The sequence below is a fragment of the Candidatus Soleaferrea massiliensis AP7 genome (assembly GCF_000820765.1).
GTDB classification, from domain to species: Bacteria; Bacillota; Clostridia; order Oscillospirales; family Ruminococcaceae; genus Soleaferrea; species Soleaferrea massiliensis.
In genome coordinates this window covers 55,891-68,346 of the sequence record NZ_CCYH01000029.1, presented here as the reverse complement: position 1 = coordinate 68,346, position 12,456 = coordinate 55,891, and the positions used below count along the sequence as shown (strand labels likewise).

Annotated in this window: 6 protein-coding genes; 5 read left to right on the top strand and 1 reads right to left on the bottom strand. The window is 52.5% G+C overall.

All coding sequences use genetic code 11. From position 1 onward, the window contains the following. Window positions 1-242 precede the first annotated feature (242 nt). Window positions 243-698, top strand: coding sequence for a DUF4854 domain-containing protein (locus tag BN348_RS06955; protein WP_082020841.1), 456 nt, complete (start codon window positions 243-245; stop codon window positions 696-698). Window positions 699-1,125: 427 nt separating this feature from the next. Here the strand turns inward: BN348_RS06955 and BN348_RS06950 are convergent, their stop codons facing one another. Then, window positions 1,126-6,633, bottom strand: coding sequence for a glycoside hydrolase family 2 TIM barrel-domain containing protein (locus BN348_RS06950; protein WP_040197121.1), 5,508 nt, complete (start codon window positions 6,631-6,633; stop codon window positions 1,126-1,128). 665 nt (window positions 6,634-7,298) lie between these two features. On the opposite strand from BN348_RS06950, the gene BN348_RS06945 reads away from it, so the two are divergent. From BN348_RS06945 to BN348_RS06930, 4 genes are all read left to right on the top strand, one after another. After that, on the top strand, window positions 7,299-8,753 hold the full coding sequence (locus tag BN348_RS06945) for a GntR family transcriptional regulator (protein WP_040197120.1): 1,455 nt from the start codon (window positions 7,299-7,301) through the stop codon (window positions 8,751-8,753). A gap of 241 nt (window positions 8,754-8,994) precedes the next feature. Further along, window positions 8,995-9,669 carry a response regulator transcription factor gene (locus BN348_RS06940; protein ID WP_040197119.1) on the top strand — a complete coding sequence of 225 codons (675 nt, stop codon included), beginning with the start codon at window positions 8,995-8,997 and terminating at the stop codon, window positions 9,667-9,669. After that, window positions 9,657-10,946 carry a HAMP domain-containing sensor histidine kinase gene (locus tag BN348_RS06935; RefSeq protein WP_040197118.1) on the top strand — a complete coding sequence of 430 codons (1,290 nt, stop codon included), beginning with the start codon at window positions 9,657-9,659 and terminating at the stop codon, window positions 10,944-10,946. Before BN348_RS06940 ends, BN348_RS06935 begins: the two co-directional genes overlap by 13 nt. A gap of 100 nt (window positions 10,947-11,046) precedes the next feature. Next, window positions 11,047-12,456, top strand: a complete 1,410-nt coding sequence (locus BN348_RS06930) for a hypothetical protein (protein WP_040197117.1) — start codon at window positions 11,047-11,049, stop codon at window positions 12,454-12,456.

The following is a 12,456-nucleotide window of genomic DNA, read 5'->3' as shown; positions in this document are numbered from 1 at the left end:
TTAAACTGGCTGAAATTGGAATAACTGAGGTCGTTTGTGCATGTATCATGGATTCTCTGCAATGAATAAATATTTGAATGATATAGCATATTTGGATAAAAATGAATATCATTTCCGCAAACGAAAAAGTTTCGTTTTATAGTATTCTGCAACTCCAAATTCAGACCGAAGCAGTTTTTCAGCTGGTGTATACAATGTTTTTTACATAACAGAAGGAATTTATATGAAGGAAGGAAAATGGAATGAAAAAACTTGTTATTATCATCGCATGTTTCGCGCTTTGCTTTTCTTTGGCAGGCTGCAAGATTAGAGTGAACAGAACTGGCGCGGATCAATCGACGCCGTCATCAACTGCATCCACAGAGAGTTCAGTGCCCGTTGGAGGACAGTCCATGGAGGAGTTTATTGTAAGCATTCAAGATCAGATTGACCAATTGGCTTCGACCTTTGAAAGCGCCGGAATGGTTCTTGACGTCTCCGCCAGAGGGAATTCCTTGGTATACAGCTACCAATACAAGATTGATATTGGGGACGCTTCGATAGTCAAAGAAACTTTAGAAAGTGCAATGGATAGTATGTCCGCTACCTATTCGCAATTGTTCTCCATGTTAAAAACAGCTGTGCCCGAGGCGGAATCCGTCATTATTGAATGTTCTGATAAAAATGGCGAGATTCTTTTCTCTAAAGAATATAAGTAATATGTAAGTGCTCGTGACAAAGAAGTGCCGATAGGTACCGAAAGCCTGTAGTCAATATGATTACAGGCTTTTTTTATAAGTGCCCCGACACACAGCCGGAGCGCTTATAAAAAAGCAGCCGCTTGAAGCGGCTGCTTAAATGGTAATGTTGCTAAACCTACCATGCCCCTTAAGGGGCTGAATCTGTATGTTACCCTTCCTGGGACCATGCAAAACACTTGTTTATAAGTGGTTTTATATTTTTATTGACAAATTAGTTCAACGGTTTTTCAGGGAGAAAGATGTCTCCTCCAGGAAAGTTCCCTTGTTCAGACAACCTTTAGCGCTGTCTGGTTCATACTGGATTTGCCTATAAAAAACGATTGATTGTTGCGGTTCACGCAGGAAAATGGCCATCCATTGAGAATTTCAGACTTGAAAGATGCCGTCAGCCATTGAGGATTTCAAGCTTAATCAATAACAGATCAAAGATGTTGAGAACACCGTCTGCATTGACATCCGCCAGCCTGAACTGTACCTCTGAACAATCCGCCGCGCGTAAGATGATGGATTTGAGGGTGATCAGGTCAGCAACGCCGAGTGTGCCATCTTCCGTAACGTCGCCGAGATGGATGGCATACCAGAGTTCAAACATGGCGTTATACATCTCTGCAATCGAGAGGTTTTCATCCTCTAAAGCGCTTTCCGCCGCCGCAACCGCGCCGGAAACAGCATCGAAGACAAAGCCGTTGGGGTTGAGCTGATCCTGCAACGCCTTCGTGTCCTGCATCATGCTGTCAAGCGGGGCCGTGTTGAGCTCCGTTGTGAAGCGGGCATCGCACCAGTCGGTATGGTCGTCTCCGTTGCCGTCGCCATTGTCGTTGGTGACAAGCTTCAGCTGCTTGGTTCCATCCGGAATCCGGACATTTACGGAAACAATCTCAGTGAGCTCTCCGATCGGCCCGCCCGTCACGGTTTTGGAATCGTAGATCTTTTTGTCGTCCGCGTAGATCTCATAGTTTGCGCTGGCTAAATTGCGTCCGGCAAAATCGCCGATGCTGATATGGTCGATGCCGATATCAGCCCTGAAGGAGGTGGCGTTCTCCGGCACCGTGTAGATGATTTCGGAATTTGCGTGCGCAGAGATGCCCTTGTCATATTCTTTATAGAACTTACGGTCCTGCGCGTCGTTTTTTTCCAAAATTGTCAGCTTTCCGCCGTGAATGTTGGTGTCGACGCCAAAATCGCCCCATCCGACCTTGACGGAATCCGGGGTCAGGTCGCTTGCGTAGATGTTGGTTGCGACGGCCGCTTTAAAGTGGATGGTATAGCTGTCGATGAAAAGGTCGTTCTCCGCTGTGACGACCACTGTTCCCGGCACGCCGGAAAGCTGTTCCAGCTTAGTTAGGACGGCGCCGTCTGAAAGCTGTACATCGATTTTGGGAAGCTCTTCGTCGATGAGCAGGTAGTCATACACGTGTGTATTGACATCAAATCTCGCAAGTGCGTTTCCATTAACGGTCAGCGTGGAGATTGGCCTGCCTTGCGCCACATACCGCTGCATGAAATTCTTAAGGTCGATGGCCGTATGGATGACCAGGTCGAGATCGGCACTGTCCAGTACAGATCTGGCATATTCGATTTCCTGCATAAACTGCTGTTTGTCCACATCGTGTTTGAGGGAATCGAACAGGCTTTCCGCAATGGAAATCTGATTTTGCAGAATAGTATTTTCCATTTTGGATATGGAAAGCTTGGCGTCACACCAGTCGGTGTGGTCGTCCCCGTTCTGCTTGCCAGGATCGGTCACCAAAATGAGTTGCTTGGATCCAGCGGGAATCTCGACGTCGATGTGGATCAGCGGGGTTCTGGAGCCCATAGAACCGCCTTCCGCAACGGTTGAAGTGTCAAAGAGCAGCTGGTCGTCTGCGTAGACCAGGAAATTTGCGCTTGCAACACCCTGTCGGCCGCCGGTGCTGACATGGTCGATGCCCACATCCGCTGTGAAACGGTCGCATCCTGCCGGCAGATTATACACCACTCTGGACGCTGCGTGCGCCGCAATGCCGTTGTCATACTCTTTATAGACTGGATTGCCCGCCTCATCCATCTTCTCCAGAATGGTCAATATGCCTCCATCGATGTTGGTGCCATTTCCAAAACTTCCCCAACCGACCTCGATAGAATCCGCAGTGAGGTCGTTCAGATAATTGAAACGATCCGTTCTGACCTCAAACCGAATGGTGTAGGTCTTGGAAGTAAACTCGTTGCTTGCCCGAATGGTTGCCGCATAGCTGTCGGTGTCGATCTGTTTGATCTGATCGATGGTGGCGTCGTTGGTTGCCATGGCATTTATAACCGGCACATCGTCATTGGAATTCAGCGGCAATGTGTATTCCAGAATATCCGGGTTAAATCCGGCAATCGGCATGCCGTTTACGGTGATTGCCGAGAGCAGAGGTTTATCCGGGTTATAAGCTTCGGTTTTCGCCTCGGCAAAGGCATCGCCTGAGACAGCTTTCAGGGCAAAGGTGTACTCATATTTACCGGTTTCCAGCTGATACTGCGCGTGCGGCTGTGCGCCCCAGGTGTTGTCGCCGCCCAGACCGCTTTGATGCTTGAGGATGCGCAGCACCACGTTGTCGGTGCGCTCCAGGCCGTTCTGATAGGTGTCAGAATTTAAATCGGTGATGGCATCCGGTGTGTAGTGCAGTGCATTGGCTTCCAGCGCATCATCGGAATCTTTGGACATCACCATCAGGCCGGTGTCACTTTCATCGGTCAGGGTCATCCAGCGCACGTCGGTGTGGTTGCCGGTCTCCTGCGGGCGGATGTATTTGAAGTACTGCTCCTCCACAGTGGACTCATTCACCTGCACATTGGAGCCAGACTTGCGATCCCAGTAGGTTTCGCCGCTGCGGCCGTACCAGGCCAGATTTTCATAGACGCCGTCCAACTGAACCATCATGCCGACCTCCGGAATGTAGGAGTCATTGGGGGCGACATTGCAGGAATATTGTACTTCCAGTTCGCCATTTGTGTAGAAGTAGTATTTCATGATCATTTGACTGACTGGGTTTGTCTTAATGTCGATGTTTGCCACTACTTTGACATAGTGCTGTTCCTCTGACACTTCCACCTGCAGGTCTTTGAGTTCGGTGTTTTTCGAATCTTTGCCCCATTTCTGATAGGCATTTTTTCTGGACGACAACGAGTTCCAGGTGGAGAAAGCATCGTTGTCGGTCAGTGCACGGTAGAAGCTTGGAACCATCGGCGTCTTAAGCATCTCTTTTCCGTCTGCTGCAAAGCTTGTGACGAAACCGCCTTTTCCAGATCCTGCTGTGCCGGCGGTCTTGTCGATTTTGACGGTGGTTCCATTCGCCGAAAGGGTAATGGAGGCACCATCCTCTTCTATTGCGATATCCTCGTACGGATCGAGTTCGGCACGCTTAGCTTCCTGTTTGCCAAGCTCCATCTGATACCAAGCCGCCACAAAGGATTCTCCGGAATCCCGGATCCACTGCGGTTCTTGCTCCTCTTTGTAGGTCACTTCGAAGTTTAGGAAGTATTCCGTGCCCGCTTCCAGGGTGTCCGGAACAGCGTCCATCGGAATCTGGATGGTGGTGCTTTCCCACGGTTCAGCCGCCGCGTTGTCAATGACACCGTTTGACAGGACGTTCTTGCCGTCGGTGATCTCCCAATGGATGTCGAAGGCGGAGAGGTTGACGTCCATGTATTTGTTGTGGACGGTGATGCTGCCGTCTGCAAGCGCTTGGGCGGATGCGTCGAACCAGACCTTCTGGTACTGGTATTTGACCTCGTTGCCCTGTGGCTTGATCACACGGTCGGCGGTCGCGATGCCGTTGGCACAGAAGTTGCCTGCGCGTTCCTTCGGTGTTCCCGGAGGACCCCAGGCGCCGCCGTAGCTGAGATATCTCTCTCCGGTTTCCCTGTCGGTCTGATAGTATGCCTGGTCGACCAGGTCCCAGATATACATAGCCTGCACCTTGCGGTTGCTCTCCCATGCGTCGCGGTACTCGTCGAGGTTGCCGTTGGAGTTGCCCATCGCGTGCGCGTATTCGCACTCGATGCGCGGCTTGGAGCCGCTGTAATTCTTGATGGAGGAAGGACTCGAGTACATCGAGGACTGCACATCCGCCTTGCCGTTGTCGCCGCAGTAGTGGGTGACCCTGGTCGGATCGAGCGCCTTCGAGCGGGTCTGCATCGCGCGGAACGCTTCGCCGCCGGCGGATTCGTTGCCATAGGAATACATCACCACGCTGGCGTGGTTTTTGTCCCGGTTGATCATGCTGTCGATGCGGTCTACGACGTTGACCGTCGCGCTCGGATCGCTCTGCGGCAGAATGCCCTGCTCGCCGTGCGATTCCACGTTGGCTTCATCCATGACATAGAGTCCGTAGTAGTCGCAGAGGTCGTAGAAATACGGGTCGTTCGGATAATGGCTGGTGCGGACGGTGTTCATGTTGAGCTTCTTCATAATCATGACGTCCTCAAGCATCAGCTCATGCGGCAGATAGCGTCCGGTTTCCGGATTGGTGTCGTGCCGGTCGGCGCCGACGAGCTTGACGTAGTTGCCGTTGGTGTAGAGCAGGTTGTCTTCAGGATTGATGTAGAAGTTGCGGAAGCCGATGGCATGGCTCACGGTTTCGACAATCTTACCATCCGGGTCCCTGAGCACCAGAACCGCCTTATAGAGGTTCGGATATTCCGCTGACCATTTCTTCGGGTTCTCGACAAACTGTTCGGTTCCAAGCAGGTGGTCGCCCTGGATGTAGGAGAAGTTCCTAGTGTCATTGCTGTCCTGATAATTGCTGTTTTCTGTCAATGCGCTGACAGGAGTTCCAACGGTCTCTTCCTCCGCGAGGGCGTCATACTCGTACAGGCGGGATTCCAGCGTGTAGCCGTCAGCGCGTCCGCCGTCCTCGTTATAGACATTGGCGCGCACCTTGAGGGTGGCGTTCTCGTTGTTTTCATCCAGGATGGTCTCCACCTTAAAGTCCCGGATGTGGACCTTCGGCGTGGAGTAAAGCGAAACGTCCCGGAAGATGCCGCTGATGCGGATCATATCCTGCGCTTCAAAGAAGCTGCCGCCGCTCCAGCGGTAAACTCTCAAAGCAATCTCATTCTCTCCGGCCTGCAGATACGGCGTCAGGTCAAATTCCGAGGCGGTGTAGCTGTCCTGGTTGTAGCCGACGATCTGGCCGTTGACATACAGGTAATAGCAGGATTCCACGCCGTCGAAGCGGATGAAGGTCTGGCGGCCGTCCCAGTTTTCAGGAAGGGTTACCGTTTTGACATAGGTGCCCACCGGATTGTAGCCGTGCGGCGAACGCAGGGTTTCCTTGTTTCCGGTTCTGCCTAAGAAGCTGCCGTATCTGTCATGAATCGATGACGGCAGGTTGTTCATAAACCTTGCGCGCCATGGGTACTGTTCGTTTACATAGATCGGATAATCCGCCTTGCCGGCGATTTCCTCGCTCCAGTCCGCCGTCTGCCAGTTTCTTGGAACCTGCATGGTATCCCAGGTATCCGTATTGAAATCGTCGGCTGCCGGGTCTGGCAGGTTTTCGTCGTCCGGACTGAGGGTCAGGTTGAATTTCCAGTCCCCGTTCAGGGACATGTGGTATTTTTCGCCGCCTGCGGTCTCGCGCTTGCCAAGCTCTGCGCCTTCCAGAGCCGCGGAGATGCTGTCATACGGCATGTAGGTTGTCCTTGCGCGCTCCCGGTTGACCGAGACCACGTCCATATTGGTCCATTTGTTCTGTGCGCTGTCCCATTTTACATCCCATTCGTCGAATGTGACGGTGGTTGGCTGCTCATAGGTTTTGCAGGTGATGTCCTCTGCAGCCGCAGCGTTCATAAGCGGCGTGGCAGGAAGGATGCCTGCGAGCATCGAGACAGATAAGAATGTTGCCAATCCTTTTTTTAAATTCATTTTTTTTCTCCTTTTTTTGCATCTGTTTGAAAAGCTCAAGGGACAATGCCTTTTTTCTACCCGGTCTCAACTGCGGCGTTGCAGAATGGCCGGAGCCGCTGCCAGCGCCGGAATGGATGAGACAGGCAGATATGAAGTTGTTTTTTAAGTTGCCGCACAGGGTGCAAGGTTATGTGGGTGATGGGTATGGTGTCCGTCCTCCTTTCTGTTGATAACAGGAAGCTGACGGCAACACTCGGCATCCTGTACAAAAATCATGTAATCAATTCTTGATAATTGATACGAAATCATTATATAAAAAGAAGATATGTAATACAACCTAGAAAATCACTGTGTTATGGTCAGAAAATATCAAACATAAATACCGTTTTAAACCATTTGTGTATAAAATCATGATTTTATACACAAATGGTTTCGTTTTTTACAAAGCAGGTTTGTCTTTTTTGAAATATGGTAAAAGCATCCGGTTTAAGATGAAACGATGCTCCTGACACGGTTCAGTAATCGTTCCTCATAGTTTTGTATAAACCGTCAATGCTTCCGGTGATCGTTTCCGGCTTCCCGATATCATGCCATGTTCTGTACATTTGATGAATGGTTACAAATAGATCTGGAAATTGCGGAGCGATTCCAGTATAATAGACTGCAGGAAAGGAGCATGTACGATGTCTCATTTCAACAGTCAGGAGCAAACAATCTACCGCAGTCTGGCAGGACAGATACAGCTGGGCTTTTTTGATGACGGCGAACGGTTTCCATCGGTCCAGGATATCGCCCGCCGCTACCAGGTGTCCTCCTGCCCGGCGCAGAGGGCGCTCAAGGCCCTGGAAAGAGAAGGCCTTGTAAAGCTGTGCCGGGGGAAACCGACGGTTGTCCTGAAAAAGCCCTATCAGGACTATTTAAAAAGCCCTGTTTTTCAGCGGCGCATCGCCGCGCTTGCCGATCTTTTCAAGACGCTGAAGCTCATTTCATCTTCGATCTGCTTTCAGGGGCTGTGCTGTATGGAAAGACCGATTCCCGCAGGACCCTTGGCGGAGGAACAGACCTGCACCGATCAGGTAAAATGCCTCTACCGGCTGTTTGACCAGGCTATCCAGGCCCTGGGAAGCCGGATTGTCAGGAGCCTTTACTATGACATCGGCGCCTTTGCCGGAAGCGCCTTTCAGGATATCCTGTATGCCATGTATGGCGATGAAAAGGCGGAGCGATATTGGAAGCGGCTGTTCCAGTGCCTTCTTGAAAGCCTGCGGGATTGTCAGGAACATCGTTATGATGCCGGAAAGAAGCGTCTGGAGAATATCGAACATGCTTTTTATGATGACCTGGAGCAATATTTAGACGGACTGCGGGCGGCTTGCGAAGATGACAAACAGATAAGCTTTTCATGGGAACCCCATAAAGGCCGCGCGCGGTACTATGACGCGGTGGCCATCGATCTGATTCGCAAGATCGGTCAGGGCGTATACCCTGCGGGCGCCTATCTTCCAAATGGCGCTGTTTTAGCGGATATCTACCATGTTTCTGAAATGACGGTCCGCCGCACCATAGCATTGCTGAATAAATTGGGCGTTGTGAAGACCCGAAACGGTTTGGGGACCTGTGTGGTTGGCGTTGACACATCCGTTTCAGGCAAAATCAAGAGCCTGATGATGGATGAAAACTTTATAACCTTTCTGGAAGCGCTTCAGCTGCTGGCCATCACCGGCGAATCGGTTGTCTTCGATACATTTCCCCGCTGCTCAGCCGAATCGCTGGATGCAATCGCCCGTGCGGTCAGTATAAAGGAACAGAACGCATCTGTCGTGGCGACGATCAGCGCCTGCCTGCAGGCTGTTGTGCATCACGCTCCACTGGCCGCTGTCCGGGAAATCTATGGGAAAATAACCCTTCTGCTGCTCGACGGAAGCGTGCTGCAGTTCAATCAGATCGGCGGTGAACCGGCACTCGACTGTGCCGGGATTCTGCAGACCCTTGCGGAAAGTCTGAAGACAGGGGATGGGCGGCGTTTCGCGGCGGCTTTCCGGGAATTGGTTCATATAAACTTTGCGCTTATGCGAAAGAAGCTGCTGGAAACCGGCGTTGCCGGTGTGGATGCCATAAAGCTCCCGCGGCGGATTTGATCGGCGCGTATCCTTTACAAAGGATAGACCGAAGACAGCTGGCTTTGACCATGGTTCGGATAAACGGTATCAGCCGCACAGCCATAGACAGAGCTGGCTGTCTTCATGTTCAAACAATGGACGGAGCCTTGATTTTGTATGAAAACATCATCCCGCGCCGAAGTGTCTGTTTTTCAAAGGCGGCGGCTTGACGAAAAATTGACCTTTGGGGGATAGGATATACACGGATAGGAGGGAGAACATGCAGAAAAAGATTTTGATCGTAGATGATGAAACCATGCTGACTGAGCTGCTGGCAGAGCATCTTGAAGCAAACGGCTATCTGCCCTATACCGCAAACACCAGCGAGAGGGCGCTTGCGCTGTTAAAGGTCCGCCCGGATTTGATTCTGCTGGATATCAATATGCCGGACATCGACGGTCTGCGCTTGTGCAGACAGATCCGCGGGCATGTGGTGTGCCCGATCCTGTTTTTAACGGCGAGAATCACCGAGCAGGATAAGGTCACCGGACTGCAGAGCGGGGGAGACGACTACATCACAAAGCCGTTCAGCCTGAAGGAACTCACCGCCCGGATCGAAGCGCATCTGCGCCGGGACCAGCGCGGCCGCGCGGCGTCGGACCTGATATCGTCGCAGGGGCTGATTGTCAACCTGTCCGCGCGCAGCGTGTGTTTTGGAGATGCTGAGATCAGCTTTTCCAAGCGGGAATTCGACATCATCGAGTTCCTTCTGTCAAACGCAAACCAGGTGTTCGATAAAGAACGCATTTATGAAGCCGTTTGGGGCTATGATGCCGAAGGGGACAGCAACGTGGTCAAGGAGCATGTGCGGAAAATCCGGACCAAGCTGCAGGCCGCAGCCGGCCGGGATTACATTGAGACGATATGGGGAATGGGATACAAATGGAAATCATGAAAAGAATGCAGTCGGCTTCACTGAAAAAGTCCTTTTTCTATGCCATGATCTGTACGGTCGCTTTGATCATCCTGCTTTCGGTTCTGACCATCTGGGGATGCTTTGCGCTGCAGAAATGGATTCTGCCGGATTCGGATGAGGTCTATCTGAGCATCAAAACGATCTATGACGACGGGACGGAGGAGGTGTTCTGGCAGAGGATGGAGTTCGGCTCGGAAGATGCGCTCGGGAAACTGACCGCGGATGGGGACGCACAGGAAATGCCGGAACAAAAGGGCATCACGCGGTATTCGATCGAGCGGGTGGAAAACGGTTTTCAAACGCTGTCGCCGAAGCGGAAAGCGGCTTATTCGTTCCTGTCCGCCGCCATGGTTGCCCTGCCTGCGGTCTATTCCATTGCGGGGGTGCTGCTGTGCGCGGCGTGGTTTTACCGCAAAAAACTGGATGGCCCGATTCGGATCCTTTCAGCCGCGACCGAAAACATCGCAAACGAGAATCTGGATTTCACCGTCCGGTACGACAGCGCGGATGAGATGGGAAAGCTCTGCGATTCTTTTGAAAAGATGCGGGAAACCCTCTGCGAGAACAACCGTTCCCTGTGGGCCATGCTGGAGGAGCGCCGGATGCTGCAGGCGTCGGTCGCCCATGACCTGCGCAATCCGATCTCCATCATCGAAGGATATGCGGAGTACCTGCAGGAGAACATCCCGGAAGGCAGGCTGTCCGAAGAAAAGCTCCTGCACACGGTATCGAACCTTTCCACGGCCGCGAAACGGCTGGAGCGCTATACCGACTCCATACGGGATATCCATCATCTTGAAGATATGGAGGTTCGCCGCATCCCATGTAAGCTGCCGGCGCTGCTGGAGGAAATGGCGGACGACTTTATCATGATGGCGCGGCAGGAGGGCATTCGCGCCGAGATCGCTATTTCCGTACCCGACTGCAAGGGGATGGTTGACAGGCAGATTCTGTACCGCGTCTTGGAGAACCTTCTGACCAATGCGCTGCGGTTTGCAAAGCATACCGTACAGATATCGTTTTCCGTGGAGGACACCATTCTGACGGCCGTCATACAGGACGACGGCGCCGGTTTTCCCAAGAAAATTCTGGAGTCGAAAGGGCAGTACCTGTTTTCCACCGATGCGTCCGGCGGCCATATCGGGATGGGGCTGGTGATCAGCCGCATCCTCTGTAAAAAGCACGGCGGGGAGCTTGTGCTGTCGGACGCGCCCGAAGGCGGCGCAAAAGCGGAGGTCCGCGTTTCGGTCGCATGAACAGGGAATCTTTTCATACCAAAGATGTGCAGAGGGCTTGACGGAATCTTGACTTTTTGGCCTTACAATCTCCTTATCAAACGGATAAGGAGATTTTTTTATGAAAAGATGGATTCTCATGCTTTGCACCGCAGCATTGCTGCTGCTCTTTGCCGGCTGTGACCAATCCCCGGACAACGCCGCCGCTTCGAATCAATCCGATGCCGGCCGGTCTTCCGGCGCTTCGTCAAACGGTTCGGATTCCGAAACGCCGTCCGAACCGTCTGACGGCGGCTTTACTGTCCTCGGCAGCGGCAGGTTAAAATGTGCGACCGAAGACGGGTATTATTATCTGACCTACGAAGGCCCCCGGATGAAGGACGGCGTGTTTGCAGGACATATGATGTATGTGGACTACAAAACAAGGAAGGAAATCTATCTCTGCAACCGTCCCGGCTGCGCCCATGACACGGCCGAATGCCCGGCGCTCTTTCTGGAAAAGGATGCGGACCCTGCGGGAAGCCTGTTCGTGTACGACAACTCCCTCTTTGTATTCTCGCATGAGCAGGATCAGGACGGCACGAGCTTCGAGCAGGGCGGCGATGAGAAAAGCCCGATGCAGGAAGGCGGCTCTTCGCTCAGCGGATCTCCGGCCTGCCTGTACCGCATGAATCTCGATGGAACAGGCAGGGAGCAGGTTTACGCCTTTGCCGCGGATCTCTGGGTGGAGGACATCGTTCTGGCAGGGGACCGGTCGCTTTACTTTGTCATCAAAAAGCTTGCCAGCGGGCAGGCGGACAACAAAACCGGCTATGTCACCTCCACGGAGCGCACGTTGATCGAGGTGGACACGGATTCCTGGAAATCCAGCGCGGTATGCACGCTGGAGCCAGACTGGAAGATTATCGGCGCCTTCGATGACGCCCTGGTGGTTAGCCAGATTGTGTTTGACCGCGAACTGACCGAGCAGGAGAGGTTCGATGAAGACACCTATCTGGATGCGTACAGGAATTCTCAAACCCATATATCCACGTTCCGTCCGTCCGACGGCAGCACGGAGCTGCTCGTAAAGCTGCGGAACCAGAACCTCAACACCTCTGCGGTCCGGGATGGCGCGCTCTACGTATCTTCACAGGGAGAAGGACGCGTCAACCGGATTGATCTGAAGACAAAGGAAGAAAGCGTCCTTGCCGAGACGCAGGCAGGCCAGATCCTGTCCGCTTATCGGGATGTCCTGCTCTGCGGTACATGGGACGGCACGGACCGGGCGCAGTATTTCATCCATTTGCGGGATGGAACGATCGACCGCTCTGACTTGACGGTGTCCGTCATGGAAACCCCCATCGAAATCCTTGCGGAGATGCAGGACGCCTTCCTGGTGATCAGCGATATCGATGCCGAGTTGGACACCGCCTATGACAACGGACAGTACAGCATCTACGGATACCAGTATGCGCTGATAGCCAAAGAAGATCTCTATCAGGGCCGGGCGAACTATCAGCCCATCGATCTGATTGGAACAGGAATGTGA